14 protein-coding genes are annotated in these 17,821 nt (G+C 63.4%); 7 read left to right on the top strand and 7 right to left on the bottom strand.

The window, feature by feature from the left end:
- The first annotated feature begins 26 nt into the window (after nucleotides 1-26).
- Both ffh and BKX98_RS05130 read left to right on the top strand, forming a co-directional pair.
- Nucleotides 27-1,589, top strand: a complete 1,563-nt coding sequence (ffh, locus tag BKX98_RS05135; RefSeq protein WP_073706346.1) for a signal recognition particle protein — start codon at nucleotides 27-29, stop codon at nucleotides 1,587-1,589.
- A 141-nt stretch (nucleotides 1,590-1,730) separates the two neighbouring features.
- Nucleotides 1,731-2,924 carry a hypothetical protein gene (locus tag BKX98_RS05130; RefSeq protein WP_073706345.1) on the top strand — a complete coding sequence of 398 codons (1,194 nt, stop codon included), beginning with the start codon at nucleotides 1,731-1,733 and terminating at the stop codon, nucleotides 2,922-2,924.
- Nucleotides 2,925-3,001: 77 nt separating this feature from the next.
- Here the strand turns inward: BKX98_RS05130 and BKX98_RS05125 are convergent, their stop codons facing one another.
- On the bottom strand, nucleotides 3,002-4,714 hold the full coding sequence (locus BKX98_RS05125; RefSeq protein WP_073706344.1) for an AMP-binding protein: 1,713 nt from the start codon (nucleotides 4,712-4,714) through the stop codon (nucleotides 3,002-3,004).
- 520 nt (nucleotides 4,715-5,234) lie between these two features.
- Here BKX98_RS05125 and BKX98_RS05120 point away from each other — a divergent pair.
- The 3 genes from BKX98_RS05120 to BKX98_RS05110 all read left to right on the top strand — a co-directional run bounded on the left by BKX98_RS05120 (nucleotide 5,235) and on the right by BKX98_RS05110 (nucleotide 7,297).
- A complete protein-coding gene (locus BKX98_RS05120) occupies nucleotides 5,235-5,570 on the top strand; it encodes a hypothetical protein (RefSeq protein ID WP_233125275.1) in 336 nt (111 codons plus the stop codon).
- Nucleotides 5,571-5,830: 260 nt separating this feature from the next.
- On the top strand, nucleotides 5,831-6,343 hold the full coding sequence (locus tag BKX98_RS05115; RefSeq protein WP_073706343.1) for a hypothetical protein: 513 nt from the start codon (nucleotides 5,831-5,833) through the stop codon (nucleotides 6,341-6,343).
- Between the two features lie 150 nt (nucleotides 6,344-6,493).
- A complete protein-coding gene (locus BKX98_RS05110) occupies nucleotides 6,494-7,297 on the top strand; it encodes an IclR family transcriptional regulator (RefSeq protein ID WP_038991476.1) in 804 nt (267 codons plus the stop codon).
- Nucleotides 7,298-7,340: 43 nt separating this feature from the next.
- Here the strand turns inward: BKX98_RS05110 and BKX98_RS05105 are convergent, their stop codons facing one another.
- The 4 genes from BKX98_RS05105 to BKX98_RS05090 form a co-directional block, all read right to left on the bottom strand.
- A complete protein-coding gene (locus BKX98_RS05105) occupies nucleotides 7,341-8,303 on the bottom strand; it encodes a hydroxymethylglutaryl-CoA lyase (RefSeq protein ID WP_073706342.1) in 963 nt (320 codons plus the stop codon).
- Nucleotides 8,300-9,541, bottom strand: a complete 1,242-nt coding sequence (locus BKX98_RS05100; RefSeq protein ID WP_073706341.1) for a CaiB/BaiF CoA-transferase family protein — start codon at nucleotides 9,539-9,541, stop codon at nucleotides 8,300-8,302. The genes BKX98_RS05105 and BKX98_RS05100 overlap by 4 nt, the downstream gene beginning before the upstream one ends.
- Nucleotides 9,542-9,566: 25 nt before the next feature.
- Nucleotides 9,567-10,988, bottom strand: coding sequence for a GntP family permease (locus BKX98_RS05095; protein WP_073706340.1), 1,422 nt, complete (start codon nucleotides 10,986-10,988; stop codon nucleotides 9,567-9,569).
- A gap of 283 nt (nucleotides 10,989-11,271) precedes the next feature.
- Nucleotides 11,272-12,978 carry an AMP-binding protein gene (locus BKX98_RS05090; protein WP_073706339.1) on the bottom strand — a complete coding sequence of 569 codons (1,707 nt, stop codon included), beginning with the start codon at nucleotides 12,976-12,978 and terminating at the stop codon, nucleotides 11,272-11,274.
- Between the two features lie 148 nt (nucleotides 12,979-13,126).
- On the opposite strand from BKX98_RS05090, the gene BKX98_RS05085 reads away from it, so the two are divergent.
- Both BKX98_RS05085 and BKX98_RS05080 read left to right on the top strand, forming a co-directional pair.
- On the top strand, nucleotides 13,127-13,987 hold the full coding sequence (locus BKX98_RS05085) for a carbohydrate kinase family protein (RefSeq protein WP_073706338.1): 861 nt from the start codon (nucleotides 13,127-13,129) through the stop codon (nucleotides 13,985-13,987).
- A 127-nt stretch (nucleotides 13,988-14,114) separates the two neighbouring features.
- On the top strand, nucleotides 14,115-14,984 hold the full coding sequence (locus tag BKX98_RS05080; RefSeq protein ID WP_073706337.1) for a VOC family protein: 870 nt from the start codon (nucleotides 14,115-14,117) through the stop codon (nucleotides 14,982-14,984).
- Nucleotides 14,985-15,058: 74 nt separating this feature from the next.
- Here the strand turns inward: BKX98_RS05080 and BKX98_RS05075 are convergent, their stop codons facing one another.
- Both BKX98_RS05075 and BKX98_RS05070 read right to left on the bottom strand, forming a co-directional pair.
- Entirely contained in the window at nucleotides 15,059-15,850 is a 792-nt protein-coding gene (locus tag BKX98_RS05075) for a CatB-related O-acetyltransferase (protein ID WP_073706336.1), read from the bottom strand.
- A gap of 67 nt (nucleotides 15,851-15,917) precedes the next feature.
- Complete coding sequence (locus tag BKX98_RS05070) at nucleotides 15,918-17,723, bottom strand: glycosyltransferase (protein WP_073706335.1); 1,806 nt, start codon at nucleotides 17,721-17,723, stop codon at nucleotides 15,918-15,920.
- Between the last annotated feature and the right edge of the window lie 98 nt (nucleotides 17,724-17,821).

Below are 17,821 nucleotides of genomic sequence, written 5' to 3'. Positions count from 1 at the left end.
GACCTATCGAAAGAAGTGCCCGGCACGTGTTTAATTCACTTTCCGATCGCCTGACAGAAACCTTCAAGAACCTGCGCGGCAAGGGCCGCCTGAGCGAAGCGGATATCGACGGTACCGTACGCGAGATCCGCCGCGCCCTGCTTGACGCCGACGTCGCCGTGCCGGTGGTTCGCGGCTTCGTGGCCCAGGTGAAGGAACGTGCCCTGGGTGCCGAGGTCTCCGAGTCGCTGAACCCGGGCCAGCAGGTCGTCAAGATCGTCAACGAGGAGCTCGTGGGCATCCTCGGCGGGGAAACCCGCCGGCTGAACCTGGCCAAGAACCCTCCCACGGTGATCATGCTCGCCGGCCTGCAGGGTGCCGGCAAGACCACCCTGGCCGGCAAGCTGGCCAAGCACCTGAAGGCCGAAGGCCACACCCCGATGCTGGTGGCCTGCGACCTGCAGCGCCCCAACGCGGTCAAGCAGCTGCAGATCAACGGCGAACGCGCCGGCGTGCCGGTCTACGCACCGCACCCGGGCGTCTCCTCCGAATTCGACACCCCGACCGGCGACCCGGTAGCAGTGGCCCGCGACGGCGTGGCCGAAGCCAAGGCCAAGCTGCACGACATCGTGATTGTCGATACCGCCGGCCGCTTGGGCGTGGACACCGAGATGATGGCCCAGGCCGCGAACATCCGCGCCGCCATCAACCCGGATGAAGTGCTCTTCGTCATCGACGCGATGATCGGCCAGGACGCGGTCAACACCGCCCAGGCCTTCCATGAGGGCGTGGACTTCACCGGCGTGGTCCTCTCCAAGCTGGACGGCGACGCCCGCGGCGGTGCCGCCCTGTCGGTGGCCTCGGTGACCGGCAAGCCGGTCATGTTCGCCTCCACCGGCGAGAACCTGGACGACTTCGAGATCTTCCACCCGGACCGCATGGCTTCGCGCATCCTGGACATGGGCGATGTGCTCACCCTGATCGAGCAGGCCGAGAAGAACTGGGACAAGGGCGAAGCGGAGCGGATGGCGAAGAAGTTCGCCGACCAGGAAGACTTCACCCTGGACGACTTCCTCGCCCAGATGGCTCAGATCAAGAAGATGGGCTCGATGAAGAAGCTGCTGGGCATGATGCCCGGCGCGCAGATCTCCCGCCAGCAGCTCGAGCAGTTCGACGAGCGCCAGATCGACCGCGTGGAGGCCATCGTCCGTTCGATGACCCCGCATGAGCGCGTGGCCCCGAAGATCATCAACGGCTCTCGCCGCGCACGCATCGCCAAGGGCTCGGGCGTCTCGGTCTCCGAGGTGAACCAGATGCTGGAGCGCTTCGGCGAAGCGCAGAAGATGATGAAGAAGATGGCTGCCGGCGGCGGCATCCCGGGCATGCCGGGTGCCGGCAAGGGCGCAGCCCGCAAGGCGAAGGCCAAGGGCAAGGGCAAGAAGCAGAAGTACGGCAATCCGGCCAAGGCCGCGCAGGCCGAGCTGGAAGCCAAGAACAAGAAGGCCGCAGCTCCGAGCGGCGCCGCCTTCGGCGCAGGCGCCAACCAGGACTTCGATCCGTCGAGCCTGAACCTGCCAGCCGGCTTCGAGAAGTACCTGGGCAAGAAGTAGGCCCTGATTCCCTGTACAGGGAAGTGACCGCGCCATGGGAACTGGAACCAGTTCCCATGGCGCGGTTTTCCTTTGCGGACCACAGCGCCACCTATGATTGATAGATAACGACAATCCCACCCGCGAAAGGGGTCCGCCTCCGTGGATTCAACCGAGTTCAACTACCTCAACCTGGAGTTCATCTTCATGGGCGACAAGCCTGATGCGGCGGCGCTGATCCGCACCGCGCTGGCCGACCGGCGCCTGCTGGGATTCATCGGCGGGGCAGTTGAACGCGAGCATTCCACCGAAGTGATGGCCGAGGTGGCCACGGTGAGCGAAGCCCGCGATGCGGTGCTCTACCGCATCGATGCCAAGGGCAAGCTGCGCGAAGGCTCGCGCGTGACCAAGCTGGTCCACGAGCTGAAGAACTCCACCGGTGCCGACTACGTGCTGGTGGACGGGGACGAGATCGACGGGCCCAACCCGGATGAGGAGCTGCTCGGCGACTACGGCACTACCAGCGAGCTGCTGCACGGTCCGAAGCTCAAGGGCTCCGAGCTGGTGCTCGCGGCAGGCTTCGATAAGAACGAGATCACCGTGTGGGAGAACGGCGCCGGGCTGATGGCCATGCCCAAGGAACCGGTCTATGCCCCGAGCATCGGGCGTTCAAACCGCCCATACCTGTCCCTGGACCGTACCGGCAATGTCATCACCGCAACCATCGAAGCCAAGGGGCCGCGGCTGGAGCTGTTCGGCTCCTCGATGTCCATGACGGTGGACCTGGAACGCACAGTCATCCTGGAGCCGGAAGCGGGCAGCCCGGCAGCGGTGCGCCTCGAAGAGCTGGATCACCTGCTCCATGGCTGGGATGAGACGGAACTGGAGCTCGTCGAGCAACTGGTCGAGGATCCTGCCCACCGCGCGGAGGCACAGCAGCTGGCTCGCGGCAGCAGGGATTTGAAGGATCTCAAGCGTTTGCTGACGCTGCTGGGCTTCGATGCGCGCAGCGTCGACTACCTCACTGGCCGTCCGCTGCCCGAGGAACGCCGGGTGATCATCACCGGCGGCCCGTACAAGACCATCAAGTCGGCCCTGGCAGAGCAGGAGCGCGAAGCCAAGGGCCTGGAACGGCTGCTCTACCGGCATAACTGGAACCCCAAGGCGCTGATCGGTTCAGGCGCAGCGGTGCTGGCATCCGGTGCGGCAGTGCACCTGGTGCTGGCCAAGAGCGAACGCTTCGGGTGGCTGCCCAAACCGGCGCGCCAGCTGCTGATGCTGGCCTGGTATGCCGATGGCGCTTTCTACCTGGGCAAGGGCATTGTCGACGCGCTGAAAGCCAAGCGCAGCCGCTAGCCAATCGCAGCAAACCAAAGGCCAGCCCGGCAGGAAGCAAAAATGCTTCCTGCCGGGCTGGCCTTTGCCGCAAAGTCCTAGCCGCGGTCCTTCAGTTCAGGGAAATCGGTATCCCGGTACTCTCCGCTGACGATGGTGCCGGCCGCATGCCGTTCCTCCTCGGCCAGGCGCAGCTCCACGCGGCGGATCTTGCCCGAGATGGTCTTGGGCAGGGTGGTGAATTCCAGCCGGCGGATCCGCTTGTAGGGGGCCAGCTGCTCGCGGCAGAAGCCGAGGATGTCCTTGGCCACCTCGGCGGATGGCTCCAGGTTGCCGGCCAGCACCACGAAGGCCTTGGGCACCGAGAGCTTCAGCGGATCAGGAGAGGGCACCACGGCCGCCTCGGCCACCGCAGGATGCTCCAGCAGCACCGACTCCAGCTCGAACGGGCTGAGCTTGTAGTCGCTGGATTTGAAGATGTCATCGGCGCGGCCCACATAGGTCAGCACGCCCTCCTCATCGCGTTCGGCGATATCGCCGGTGTGGTAGACGCCGCCCTGCATCGCTTCGGCAGTCTTCTCCTCATCGGCGAAGTAGCCCTTCATCAAGCCTGCCGGAGCCGGATCGAGGCGCAGGCAGATTTCCCCGATTTCGGCCAGCTGCCCGGTGGTCGGGTTGCGCAGTTCCACCGCGTATCCCGGCATCGGGCGGCCCATCGCGCCGACCTTCACCTCGGTGCCCGGCGAATTGGCGATCTGCACCGTGGTTTCGGTCTGCCCGTAGCCATCGCGGATCACCTGGCCCCAGGCCTTGCGCACCTGATCGATGACCTCTGCATTCAACGGCTCGCCGGCGGAGACCAGCTTGCGCGGGGGAGTCTTCAAGGTGCCCAGGTCCGCCTGGATCAAATAGCGCCAGACGGTGGGCGGCGCGCAGAAGCTGGTGACCTTCTCCACCGCCATCTGGTTCATCAGCGCCAGCGGATCAAAGCGCTCGTAGTTGTAGACGAACACTGTCGCCTCGGCGATCCACGGGCCGAAGAAGTTCGACCAGGCGTGCTTGCCCCACCCGGGGGATGCCACATTCAGGTGCACGTCGCCTGGTTCCAGGCCGATCCAGAACATCGTTGCCAGGTGGCCCACCGTGTACGAGGTGTGGGTGTGCTGGACCAGCTTGGCCAGCGAGGTGGTTCCCGAGGTGAAGTAGAGCAGCATGTTCTCATCGGCCAGCGTCGGGGAGTCCAGGCTGAATTCGGCCGGCGCCTCGTGGGACTTGCCGTAGTGCAAGGTACCTTCGCTGGCCTCGCCGCGCACCTGGACAATCCGGTAGTCCCCGGGGACCGTGTCGAATTTGGCGACCTGGTCATGGCTGGTGATCACCCAGTTCGCGTTGCCGCGCTCGATGCGGTCGGCCAGATCCGCGCTGACCAGCTGCGTGGTCGACGGGATGATCACCGCGCCGAGCTTCATGCCCGCCAGCATCACCTCCCACAGGGCCACCTCGTTGCCCAGCATGACGATGATGGTGTCGCCGCGTTGCAGGCCCTCATCCGAGAGCCAGCGGGCCACCTGGGTGGAGCGGCGCGAGAGCTCGGCCCAGCTGTAGCGTGCGGAGCTGCCATCGGGTTCGGTGAGGATCAGTGCCGGTTCATTGGCCCGCGCCGGGTCCTTGGCCACCTGATCGAACCAGTCGTAGGCGAAGTTGAAATCGTTGAATTCCGGCCAGGAGAACTCGGCCCGGGCCCGGTCGTAGTCATCGCGTGCTGCCAGCAGCAGATCGCGTGCTGCCCGGAACTTGCCGGTATTGCTCATTAGAGTCCTTTGCATGATGGGCGCCAGCGCCCAAGAGAATTCTTCGGTCTTCTGGAATCAATATACTTCAGTGCCCAGTTCTGACGAATTGTTGCGACATCATGCGCGGTAAGAGTGTTGAAGTTCGCAAATTTTGCCCAACAAATTCCACTGCAGGCATACATAGTGCCTGAATGCTGGATGCCGGAGAAATGCTCGACCATCTGGTGCCTTGTCCGTCACGGTCGAGGTCCGCCTGCCGCCATGTCGTTTTGGCCAGGTGCTTTCTGGAGCAGAACTCGGGCCGGCGGGGTGCCGGCTGCCAATCAATCAGAACTCGAACTCATATTCCGTTGTAGGCGCTTTGAAGTGTAAGGACGATACTTATTTTAGTGGTAAATCGGTGGCAAAGTTGCGTCATCGAGGAAATCTCGGCGCGAAAGGCTAGAAGCCTGCACTCAGGATGACATAGGTCTAAGGAAAAGGCCTGCAGATGGGAATCACACCGACGACTGGAGCGGCCCATGCGGAAACTTCTCGCATGGACTTCCGCGAGATTGTGCGGAGGCTGAATGCATCCCTTGGGGCTGCAATGGTTTCCGCGATGGCGGGAGCAAAGGATCCTAAGGCAAGCTACCGCTGGCAAAGGGAGAACGGAACGGTCCCTTCGAATGCGTCTCAGACTCGTATTATGCTGGCTCACCGTGCTTGGAAGATGGTCTCGGATGTTGATGGAGAACAGGTGGCTCGCCAATGGTTCCTTGGAGCTAATCCCTGGCTTGACGAAATTTCACCTGTCGAAGCAATCCGCCAAGATCGGTTCAAGGCTGTGATTGATGCAGCCGAGGCGATGTCCTCAGGGGGATGCAACGGCTAATGAACGGTACATTGGAAGAAGTGGATGGCCGGCCAAGCATAGCGCGTGAACCGTTGGCTGGCTTTCGCATCGCAGCTGAAAGCTACGGTGCACTTAATCCCCCCGAACGGGGTTACTTCTTCCCCGACGAAGTCGGCGTGTGGAACAGGTTTGACACCACTGGGCGCACTCTCTAGGCGGCATCTACGCGCCAAGGCGCTTTTACTGAATGCCTCTACGGATACCGGCTAGACCATAAAGCGCGGACCGCTATCGACTTCATGGCAGAACAGTTCGGCATCAGCCAGGAGGAAGCCCACGCCCTCTACATCGAGGAACAGCAACGGCTTGGACACGATGAACTCGGAACGTTCCCTAAAAACTGGTGCGAAGGACGTCGACTCTACGAACTGGCCAGCAAAGAAGACCTCGTCTGGTTTGACCTAAGCTCAGCGCATTCGCTGGAATATATCGACCGGAACTTTGGCCCCGAAATCTCCAAATCCTGTGATGTGAACGCCGTTGACCTATTCCACCTGTTCGGGGCAAATCCCAAGCTGACCACTTTGATTTCCACGAGCCTACGCAACCTGAGGCTTCACGATGGCAGTTTCGCTGACGGAATCCGCTTCACATCCCGGCATGGCGTCGGCATGTGTTGGGCCTTGTGGATGAGACGTACCGACGACGGGCTCGACAACGATCTGGTCGTCGCCACTGAAGGCCAGCAGATACTTGCGGATGATCCAGATCTGCTAAACGTCTCTCAACGGTTCAATTTCCGCGTTGGCTAATTGTTGTGACAGGCGCCTCCGCTTCACTGCCTAAGTCAGTCTGTGCAAGATCGGCCCTTGTCGAATCTTTGGTTTCTTGTTGCGTTGTGCCACTACCTCTGAGAACCGTGGAACTGGACTCGCCGATGCCGATGGTCTAGCGTCTGGACTATGCCAAAGGACGAGACACCAGCCAAGCAGCAGAACCCCCTCTTGGTCCTGGGGAAAATCAGCGCCATCCTCGATTCCTTTTCACTGCGCCAGCCGGTGATGTCCTTGGCTGATATCCGCGAGGCAACGAATCTGCCGGCCTCGACGGTGCAGCGGCTGGTCGCGAATCTGGTGGGGCAAGGCTTTTTGGACCGCGAGGATGACGGCTACCGCATAGGAATGAAGATGGCCTACTGGGCCGCGCCAGCCACCCGCGGCCGTGAAGTGCTGGATGTCATCATCCCGTCCTTGCGCGAGCTGCGCGACTTCACCGGGGAAACAGCCTGCCTGTTCCGTGCAGAGCAGCACTACCGAGTGTGTGTCGGCATCGCCGAAACACGCCATGCGCTGCGCCGGGAAATGCACCTGGGCGAGCTCGCACCGTTGCATGCCGGATCTGCCGGACGCGTGCTGCTGGCCTGGAAGCCCGAGCTGATGCAGCGGCTGCAGGATACGCGATTGGAACCGCTGACCGATGCGACGATTACCGGCATGGCCAGCCTGGAGCAAGCGGTTGCGCAGACTCGTGCCGATGGTTTCGCTATCACCACCGGCGAACGCGAAAACGGGGCATCGGGGCTGTCCGCGCCGGTGTTCGATTCCGCGGCCGGCCTGGTGGCGGCAGTGACCATCAGCGGACCCACCATGCGCATGCCGCGCGAGCAGTGCGAGAGCTGGATCGAGCCGCTGCTGGATACCGCTGAGCGGATGACACGGCTGATCGGCGGGCGCTTCCCCGGCGAAACCCACCGGCCCGCCGTGTAGCGCCGCACGTTTAGCGGCACGCAGCCTGGTGGGCAGTCTGGAACTAGAGGCTGTTGGAGCAATCTGGTGCTTGATCCGAGGAGATCACCCAGTCGAAGGCAGCCGCCTTGGAACGCGCTCCCTGGGCCGACTTTGAACGATTCGGCTCGCCCAATTCCTGCAGCAGGGATTCGGAGAGTTCGACGAGGCCGGCAAAGCTCTGCGGGGTGAGCCATGATGGCCGCGTGGCAAACAGGATGTCTTCGCTGGAGGTATTCCCGCTGGCTCCGGGAGCGAAGGGGCATCCGCCCAATCCGCCTAGCGCGCCATCAACCAGGCTGGCTCCTGCCGAGATCGCAGCCAGGGTATTGGCAACACCCAGCCCCCAGGTGTCGTGCCCGTGGAAGACGATGCGCCGCTGCGGGGATTCGTCGCGGACCTTGGAAATCAGCGCCGCAACCTGTGCGGGCACTGCCTGGCCCAGGGTGTCGCAGATGACGATATCGCAGGTGCCCTCGGCCCGGGGATCATTGGCGATCTCCAGCACCCGTTCGGGCGGGACCTGCCCTTCGAAGGGGCAGGTGAATGAGGTGGCCAGGCACAGCTGGATCCGACCGCTGGCTTCACGGGCGTAGTGCACGGCTTCTGGCAGGGCATCGAGACTCGCCTCGGTGCTGCGCCCGATATTCGCCTGGTTGTGCGCATCGGATACGGAAAGGCAGTACTGGAAGTTGCGGATGCCTGCCTTGGCCGCCTTGGCTACATGGCCGGGGGTGGCCACCCAGATCCAGCAGCGTTCCAGTTCCTCGGGGCGCAGGCCTTCAGCGACGTCGAGGGTGTTGGCCATGGGCGGCACCAGGTCGGCGCGGGCCATCGATCCCAGCTCGATTTCCTCGACGCCGAGCCGGATCAGCTCGCGCACGGTGCGGATCTTCTCTTCGGTGCTCAGCAGCTTGCCGGTCAGTTGCAGTCCGTCTCGCAGCGTGACATCCCGCAACGCGGCGGCAGGGGTGAATGCGTAGCTCACGCCATATTCCTTTCTCCGGCCGAGGCCTGCGCGATTTGCGCATCGGTCATTCCCAATAGTCCTGCGAGTACTTGGGCGGTGTGCTCTCCAAGATCCGGTCCCAGGTTCCTGATGGGCAGCGAGGCGCCGCCCATGACCGGGACGATGCCGGGGAAGCCGACATCATGCAAGGTCTCTTCCCCGGTGGAGACATCGAGGTGCTGGATCATCTTCCGGGCGCTGTACTGCGGCTCGCTGGCAATGTCCTGTGCGGTGTAGATCGGGCCTGCGGGAACTTCGGCCGCATCGAGGATGGCCAGGGCCGCGCGCGAGTCGAGGCTTGCCGCCCATTGGCCGATGGCGGCATCCAGCATCTCCCTGGCTTCCCAGCGCTGGGCATTGCTCTGCAGGTGCGGATCGGTGCCGAGTTCCGGCCTGCCGATCGCTTCCATGTAGCGGCGGAAGATCCCGTCGCCATTGCCGGCCACGACAATGCTCGCCCCGTCGGCGCAGATGTACGCATTGGAAGGGGCAATGCCTTCCATGCGCCCGCCGGTGCGGCTCCGGGTTTCGCCGTAGGCGCCGTGGTCAGGGATCAGCGATTCCATCATGGAGAACATGGCCTCGTGCAGCGCCACGTCGATCACCCGATGATCCAGCCCGAGACTTGCTTTGCCGCCGCGCGCTTGTTCCCGCTGGAACAGCGCCATCACCGCACCGAAGGCGGCGTACAGTCCGGCAATGGAATCGCCAATTGATACGCCAACGCGCACCGGTGCGCGGTCAGGATCGCCCACCAGGTTGCGGAAGCCGCTGAAGGCTTCGGCCACGGCGGCGAAGCCGGGGCGTTCTGCTAGCGGGCCGGTTTGGCCGAAGGCCGAGATGCGGGTGATCACCAGATCGGGATTCGCAGCGCTGAGCTCTTCGGGACCCAGTCCCCATTTTTCCAGCGTGCCCGGGCGGAAGTTCTCCAGCAGCACATCGCAATGCTTGACCAGATCCAGGACGGCGGCCCGGCCGGCGTCGCTGCGCAGGTCCAGGACGATGGACTTCTTGTTGCGGTTGATAGTCCTGTAGAGCATCGAGACACTGCCCTTTTTCAGCCGCCAGTTGCGCAGCTCGTCTCCGGTGCCGGGACGCTCCACCTTGATCACCTCCGCGCCGAAGTCGGCAAGGAGCCGGCCCGCAGTGGGTGCGGCAATGTAGTTGCCCAATTCGAGAACGCGGACACCCTCCAATGGGGCGATGTGCTCTGGCATGCGCTGTCCTTCCTGTGCTGTGGCGCTAGATGAAGATGTTGAGGATCATGACCATGCCAAGGGCCACGATAGAGGCTACCGATACGCCCACGCTGACGGTCTTCAGGGCGCCGCGGACGGTCTGCCCGAACAATGACTGCAGCAGCCAGAATGTGTTCGAGGTGACATGGACCATGAACAACGCTCCGGAACCTGCGGCCAACGCGATGAGCACCGGGTCGATGCCCAGGCTCGGGGCGATCGGGGCCAGCAGGCTGGCAGCCGTGATTCCGGACAGGGTCACCGAGCCTACCGCGATGTGCAGCAGGGCGGCGATGCCCCACACGACCACCAGCGGGGCGACGGTGCTGGCGGAGAAGAACTGGCCCATGATGTCTCCCAGCCCGGCCGTGGAAACAGTGGCCGCCAAGGAGCCGCCGACACCGGTGAGCAGCAGGATCTGCCCGCTTTCCTTGAAGCCGTTGGACACGCCGCGGTCAATAGCCTTCTGGCCGACGGTGAAGCGCGCGACGGTGATCGTGCCGACCAGGCCGATGAGCAGCGCGACGACCGGATTGCCGACCAGCTGAATCCAGCTGGCTTCGTAGCCGAGGATTTCGGCCAGCGCGCCGCCGGCAATGAGCAGCAGGGAAGCGAGCAGCGGCAGGAAGAGCAGGAACAGGTGGGTTTCGCGTCGTTGCGCGGTCTGCACTGTGGTGGCAGCGGAAGCAGTTCCGGCTGCGCCGGTCCCTGCCTGCACCTCGCCGGATCCTCCGGCGTTGTTCGTCGTGCCTGCTCCCTGGTACGGCTCATCGGCGGCGAGCAGCTGCTCGTCGCTCTGCGCTTTCCAGAAACCGCGGTCGAAGAAGAAGGTCATGATGGCGACGGAAATCAGCACCGTCGGCACGACGACCAGCAGGCCGAAAATCAGCATCTTGCCGAGCGGAACTTCGAGCATGCCCGCCAGGGCGACAGCGCCCACGCCGGGGACCATGAGCACGATGCCGACCTCGCCGGCGATGGCCATAGCGGTGGCGATGCGAGCGGTACCGTGCTTGCCGATCTTCGGCGCCATGCGCCGGGCCAAGGGGGCCGCGATGACCAGCAGCACGTCAAGGAAGATGGTCTGCAGCGCGGTGCTGACGGCCAAGGCCATGGAATACGGCAGCCGCTTGGGGCCAAAGGTATTGAGCAGGTGTTCCACCAGGCGGCGGATGGCGCCGGTCTCATTGAGGATGGAGCCCATCAGCACGCCGAAAGCTACCAGGAGCCCGACTTCGACCATGATGTCGCCGAAACCCTGGGTGATGGTCTCGATGGTCTTGGTGGCCCCCAGGCCGGTGGAAAGACCCAGATACAGCGAGCCGATGATCAGGGCAATGACGGGGTTGACCTTGAATCTGACGATAAGCAGCACGGCGGCAAGCACTGCGACCGCGGTATTTATCAGAATCGCTATATCGGACATCTTGGATCCGTTCATGAGGAATCAGGGGAGGGGTGTGACCGAAGCCACGGCATGAAAACCCATAGTATGAGTCTTGGCTCACAATGTAAACCGGTAGCTTCTTAAGCTAGAAACCTCTGGAAATAAACCCTGGACGTGCGCATCGTGAAACAGGTACGTAGCGCTTCCCCGCGAGCTTCATCCGCGGCGAGATGCGCCCGGAGCGACTCGGGATGGGCGGCAAAGAAAAAACCAGGGCGCCTGCCGAACCCATCTCCGGAAAGCGCCCTGGTGCCAGAAGTGATTACCCCTTGAGCTTCGGGAAGTCGGTATCCCGGTATTCGGTGCCAGCTGGGGTATCGCCGGTGTGCCGCCGTTCTTCTGCCTGGCGCAGTTCCACGCGGCGGATCTTGCCCGAGATCGTCTTGGGCAGATCAGCGAATTCCAGCCGGCGGATGCGCTTGAAGGCCGAGAGGTGCTCGCGGCAGTAGGCGAGGATCGATTCGGCCAATTCCGGGCCCGGCTCATGCCCGCCGGAGGCGACGATGTAGGCCTTGGGTACGGTCAGCCGCAGCTCATCGGGTGCCGGCACCACCGCCGCTTCGGCCACGCCGGGGTGCTCGATCAGCACCGATTCCAGCTCGAAGGGGCTGATCTTGTAGTCGCTGGACTTGAACACATCATCGGCACGCCCGACGTAGGTCAGCACGCCGCGCTCGTCCCGCTCGGCGATATCCCCGGTATGGTACACGCCGTCCCGGAAGACCTCATTGGTCTTCTCCTCGTTCTCGAAGTAGCCCTTCATCAGGCCCAGCGGACGCGGGGTGGTGACCAGGCAGATTTCTCCCACTTCGCCTTCCTCGCCGGTGGCCGGATCGCGCAGCACCACCTCGTAGCCGGGCATCGGCCGGCCCATCGCGCCGATGGTGATCGGCTCGCCTGGCGGATTCGCGATCTGCACCGTGGTCTCGGTCTGCCCGAACCCGTCGCGGATCACCTGGCCCCAGGCCTTGTTGACCTGGTCGATGACTTCGGCATTGAGCGGCTCGCCGGCGGAGACCAGTTTCTGCGGGGGATTGGCCAGCGCGCCCAGATCCGCCTGGATCAGCAGGCGCCATACGGTGGGCGGCGCGCAGAAGCTGGTCACCTTTTCGGCGTCCATCTGGTTCATCAGCGCGATCGGGTCAAAGCGGTCATAGTTATAGAGGAAAACAGTCGCCTCGGCGATCCATGGCGCAAACAGGTTGGACCACGCATGTTTTGCCCAGCCCGGCGAAGCGACATTCAGGTGCACGTCTCCTGGTTCCAGGCCGATCCAGAACATGGTGCTCAAGTGGCCCACCGGGTAGGACGTATGGGTGTGCTCAACCAGCTTGGCCTTGGATGTGGTGCCAGAGGTGAAGTAGCGCAAGAGCGTTTCATCGGCGTGCGTGGAGGAATCGAGCTGGAAACTGGCCTCGGTCTGGTGGGACTTCGCGTAGTCGAGATTTTCTTCTGGCACGCTGCCGCCGATCTGGATCAGCGTGTACTCGCCGGGTACCGAGGCGAACTTCTGGATCTCGGCCTCGTTGGTGATCACCCATTGGATGCGGCCGCGATCGATCCGGTCGGCCAGGTCCGTGGGCGTCAGCTGCGTGGTGCACGGGATCAGGATGGCGCCGAGCTTGATTCCGGCGAGCATCGACTCCCAGAGCTCAACCTGGTTGCCGAGCATGATGGCAATGGAGTCCGAGCGGTTCACGCCCTGGTCGGCGAGCCAGCGGGCCACTTGGGTGGAGCGCTCGGAGAGCTCGGCCCAGGTGCGCCTGATGGAGCTGCCGTCTCGTTCGGTGATGATCAGCGCCGGCTGATCCGCCCGCTGCGGATCCTTGGCAACCTGGTCAAACCAGTCAAAGCCGAAATTGAACTCACTGAACTGAGGCCAGCTGAACTCGGCCCGTGCCTGCTGGTAATCGTTGCGCAATTCCAGGAGCCGATCTCGGGCAGCTCTGAATTCATCGGTAACGCTCACAACTAACCTTCCCTCGCGTGGACAATGGCGCCCCGTCGATAGAGTGAGGCGGATCACTGGCCAATATACTTGGAAGTCCAAGGGTTTGAAAGCGTTGTTGCCGACCAAAGTCTTGAATCACCTGAGGCTGGGGGTATTTAATTAGTGCATGAGCCAGCAGCCCAAGGTGCTTGTCTGTGGTCCATCCAGCTGGAATCAGCTGGTTGAGCTTGACCACCTGCCCGAACCCCGCCCCCAGCAACTCCTCGCGAACAGCGCATGGCGTACCGTCGGTGGCACTTCTGCGGGCAAGGCACTGCACTTGAGTTCGCTGGGTGTCGCCACCGAGCTCTTTACCCAGGTGGGCGGCGATGAATCCGGGCGTGCGCTGCGGCGTGCGCTCTTGGGCGCTGGCATCAACCTGCAGGTGGTGCCCAGCGCGAGCACCGAGCAGCATGTTAACCTCATGGCTGGCGGCCAGCGGGTCTCGGTCTATCTTGCCACGCCGTCCACTCCCGCGGATGCGGATGTCGAAGCCGTTTGCGCCGCGGTGCGCGAAGCCGATCTGGCGGTGATTGATCTGAGCGAGTTGGGGTTGCGGGTCATTGAGCGATTGCGTGGGCCGGCCGTGCCGCTGTGGGTCGACCTGCATGACTTTGATGGCTTTACTTCGTTCCATCAGCCATTCCTGGGCGCGGCTTCTGTGGTTTTCATGAACGATGATGCCACCAGTGACCCGTGGGAGCTGCTGGCCGGTTGCCTGCGCCGCGGCCCCGGTCTGGGCATTTGCACGCTGGGGGAGCAGGGCGCGGTGGCCATGGATCGCCAGGGCCGGCGTTGGGAAGTGGCCGCGCCAAAGGTCGAGGTGGTCGATACCAATGGTGCCGGAGATGCCTTCATGGCGGGATTCTTGGCGGCCCGGCTGCGCGGCGCGCCAGTGCAGGCGTCGATGGAGGCGGCTGCCAGCAGTGCGGCGGCAGCGCTATCGAGCAGGCATCTGCACCCGAAGCTCGCCCAGTTGCCAGCCTAGCGGAGCGGTGCACCCGATGCGTTCAATGGCGTGATCACCGGAACACCAGAATGTACTTGAAGCATCAAGTAAATTGGAGTAGGGTGATAGCCAACAGGAAGTCCTGATCGGAAAGAAGGCGCTGGAGATGACCATGCTCAAAGAAGACAAGCTCGCCGCAACCACCCACATGAACGCCGTGCAACTGAAGGTCGGCGACATGAAGGTCATGAGCGAGTACTACCAGCAGGCATTGGGACTGGCTGTTTTGGATGAAACCGCGGAAGGCACCCGCCTGGGCCGCGGCACCCAGGAACTGGTCAACCTGCAGAACGCGCCAGGCCTGCAGCTGCCATCGCGCAACGAAGCGGGGCTCTTCCACACCGCGCTGCTCTTCGACACCAAGGCCGATCTGGCAGCCACCGTGCTCTCGGCAGCACAGTTCGACCAGAGCCGCTTCGTGGGCAGCTCGGACCACCTGGTCTCCGAAGCCTTCTACTTCACCGACCCGGAAGGCAACGGCATCGAGCTGTACTGGGACCGTCCGCGCGATACCTGGAGCTGGAGTGGCGGCGAGGTAGCCATGGATACCATCTACCTGGATCCGAACAAGTTCCTCAATGAGCACCTGAACGAGCAGGCCATCACCGGACAGCGCCAGGCCGCCGCCGATATCGGGCACGTGCACCTGCAAGTTGGCGACGTCGCCACCGCCCGCCAGTTCTACGTCAACACCCTGGGCTTCGACGAGACCACCGCACTGGGCAACCAGGCGCTGTTCGTCTCCGCCGGCGGATACCACCACCACATGGCCATGAATGTGTGGAACTCGCGCGGCGCCGGACCGCGCAAGGACACCCTGGGCCTGGGCGAGGTGCTGATCAACGTCCCGACCGAAGACGAGGTGGGCAAGCTGGCCGAACGGCTGGCCTTCGCCAAGGTGGAGAACCACCACACCGGCGCCGAGCTGCGTTTCAAGGACCCATGGAACAACGAGCTGCGCGTGGCAGTGGGCTGATCCAGACTCTGGCCCGACAGCTTAATTGCCCCGGGCGCCCGCCAATTCGGCGAGCGCCCGGGGCATTCCCATGTTCAGTTGCTTGCGGACTGCAGGGACTCCAGGTGTTCGGCAATGTGCCGGGCGGTCAGCGGCTGGGTTTCTAAGGGCTGCAGTGTGCCGGCCGCTGCCCGTTCAAGCACCTGCTCGGCAAAGGCCGCAGGGTCCGACACCTGCAGCGGCGTGAGATCCTCCGGGGCGTACCGCCACCATTGGGAGGCCTTCAGCGCTTCGGTGGTCTGGGCATCGAAGCGGTCGCGGATCTTCTTCGCCGGCAGCCCGCCCACCACGGTGAATGGCGCCACGTCCTTGGTGATCACCGAATTCGAGGCGATGACCGCTCCATCGCCAATCGATACCCCATGGCCCAGGGTGACCTTCTCGCCGATCCACACGTCGTTGCCGATGGTGATCTTCCCCGGCGTGTAGCTGTACTTCGTCGTGCCCAGTTCCACGCCGCGATCGGCGCAGTAGGTCTGCATCAGCAGCCGCTGGTTGTAGAACACCGGACTGGTCGAAGCCCACTCCAAAGGGTGCTTGGCACCCATGACCGACAGGCCCTTGGCGATCGAAGTGAAGCGTCCGACGCTGATGGCCTTGTTGAGCTTCGAATGCGTATAGGAGAACGCTCCCATGCGCGGCAGTGCTGTTCCGCTGGTGCCCCAGAAGGTGGTGTAGGGATCCAAGGCGAGGTCTTCCTCGTAGCTGACCCAGGCATCGGGGTTGTAGGTGCTTCCGGTGTCCTCGAAATCCTTCATGCCAGGAACCGTCATGAGGATCCGGTGGCTCTTGAGCAGCGGCCGCAGCTGGGACATCTTGATTCGCATGCGATCGAGTTTATCGAAGCGGGCTTGGAGTAGTGTCCATGGGCGCGGAGCACGCGCTGGATGCCGGCTACTGCTCGGGGCGGAAGGAGAGGTTCTTCTGCGTCGTGAAGTAGGGCAGGATCATCGATTCGGGCAGGCCCAGGCGCTTGTCTTCAGCATCCTTTCCCACCCGCAGGCGCAGGTTCACGTCCACTGCCGTGTCCTGCTCCGGGATCTCGCCCAGCAGCTGGGGATCCACATCGAAGAAGGCCAGTTCTCCCTCCACGCCGGTGCTGGGCACCGAGGCGAGCTCTTCCTTGCTGCCGCGGTTGACGAAGACCAGCTCGAAAACGGCATCGGCGGGCAGGGCATCGAGGTCCGCATGATGCTCCACCTTCACCTGCAGCCCCTGGCCCGCGGGGAATTCCACGCCGCGCAGCCGCGCATCGAAATGCGGGACGTCGCTGGTTGCGGCCTTCTTCTTGAACAGCTTGGCGATGGACACGGTTTCCTCCCAGAGCGAGACGAGATCGCGAGTCTGGTACTCGCGGGCAAAAGTGCGGGCTTGCTGCGACATCCTCGCCGCCAGCGCAGGGTCATCCATGAGCTGCTCGACGCGGTCCGCCATCAGCTGGATATCCCCATGGGGGACCAGGAAGCCGTTGCTCCCATCGGTGATGCTGTCGGCGGGGCCGAAGTTGATGTCGAAGGACACCGGAATGCATCCCTGCGCCTGGGCTTCGAGGATCACCAGGGCCTGGCCCTCGTTGGTCGAGGTGAACAGCTGGGCCAGGCAGGAGGCGAAGCGGCGGGGGAGCTGATCGGAGAAGCCGTGGAAGACCACCTGCTCGCCCAAGCCCAGCTCGGCGGCCCGCACTTCCAGCGCGTCGCGCTCGCTGCCCTCGCCCACGATGTGCAAGGTGGGATGCTTGCCGCGGCGCGACAGCTCATGGACGGCATCCAGTGCGGCGGCCACATTCTTGTTGGGGGTCAGCGAACCGGCGACGATCAAATCCGTGGCGCCGCGCTCCGGTTCTGGCGGCTGGAGAACCGAAGGCTTCAGCGGATTGGGAATCACGAATGCCGAGTCCGGATTCCCGAAGCGCTCGACATAGGCCTGGCGCTGCGCGCGGGTCAGGAAGACGAACGCATCCCAGTTGGCGCGTTCCTCGATGATCGGGCCGTGGCCCTTGGAAAGCTTGCCGGTCGCCAAATCCTGCCCCTTGGCCACATGGATGCTGTGGAAGGCGAACACCTTGGGCACATGCAGGGTCTTCCACGACGCGAGCATGGCCGCGGTGAATTTGCTGTCGATCACCACCAGGGAATCCGGGTGGTCGACGATCTGCGAAAGCCAATAGCGGTAGAACGATGCAGCGCTGTTGAAACGCGCCACCAGCATTCCGGTGCGGTCGAATGCCTCGACGACGCGGCGGTGCTTGCCGTCATTGAACTTCAGATCCGTCAGGAAGACGGTGCCGTCGTTGCGGAAGTAGGCGGTCTGCCTGACCTCGCCCTCCGGACCGGCCACGCTGTGCTCGCAGAACACGCCGGTCCCGCCGGGATGGCGAACGGAATCACTGAGGGTGAAGTCCTGGTGCGCGGGTTCCGCTTTCCTGCCCGGGATGCGCTCCTGCGGCTGCAGGTCGTGCTCCGCCAGGTAGAGATAGGGGTTGAGCACCTTGACCTTCGGCGAGAGCTTGCCGCGTTCCACGAGCTCTTCGGCGATCTGCGGAATCTGCGCATTCGGGGCGAAGGTGATCACAGCGGCCGAGCCATGGCGCTCGGCGAAAGCCGCCGCGCGCTGGGTGCAGACGGTGGTCATCCCGCCGAATTCGCGCTCCAGCTTCCACGTCACCATATAGGCGTCCACATGCTGTTCCTTGAATACCACGGTGAAGGATCCTTAGGTTGACCACAGGAAAGTTAATTTCACACGAGGATAGGCAGTACCCCGCGCCAGATTTCAGCCTACGCGGTGAAGCTAGGCGG

This window comes from Glutamicibacter sp. 0426 (genome assembly GCF_001906485.1).
GTDB lineage: Bacteria > Actinomycetota > Actinomycetes > Actinomycetales > Micrococcaceae > Glutamicibacter > Glutamicibacter nicotianae.
The sequence above is the reverse complement of the archived record's forward strand: the minus strand, read 5'-3'. Positions and strand labels throughout refer to the sequence as shown.

Coding starts and splice junctions, on each gene's coding strand:
- BKX98_RS05085 (WP_073706338.1), top strand. CDS start 13,127: ATGAGCCAGCAGCCCAAGGTGCTTGTCTGTGGTCCATCCAGCTGGAAT.
- BKX98_RS05125 (WP_073706344.1), bottom strand. CDS start 4,714: ATGAGCAATACCGGCAAGTTCCGGGCAGCACGCGATCTGCTGCTGGCA.
- BKX98_RS05100 (WP_073706341.1), bottom strand. CDS start 9,541: ATGCCAGAGCACATCGCCCCATTGGAGGGTGTCCGCGTTCTCGAATTG.
- BKX98_RS05120 (WP_233125275.1), top strand. CDS start 5,235: ATGGACTTCCGCGAGATTGTGCGGAGGCTGAATGCATCCCTTGGGGCT.
- BKX98_RS05075 (WP_073706336.1), bottom strand. CDS start 15,850: ATGCGAATCAAGATGTCCCAGCTGCGGCCGCTGCTCAAGAGCCACCGG.
- BKX98_RS05110 (WP_038991476.1), top strand. CDS start 6,494: ATGCCAAAGGACGAGACACCAGCCAAGCAGCAGAACCCCCTCTTGGTC.
- BKX98_RS05080 (WP_073706337.1), top strand. CDS start 14,115: ATGACCATGCTCAAAGAAGACAAGCTCGCCGCAACCACCCACATGAAC.
- BKX98_RS05115 (WP_073706343.1), top strand. CDS start 5,831: ATGGCAGAACAGTTCGGCATCAGCCAGGAGGAAGCCCACGCCCTCTAC.
- BKX98_RS05095 (WP_073706340.1), bottom strand. CDS start 10,988: ATGTCCGATATAGCGATTCTGATAAATACCGCGGTCGCAGTGCTTGCC.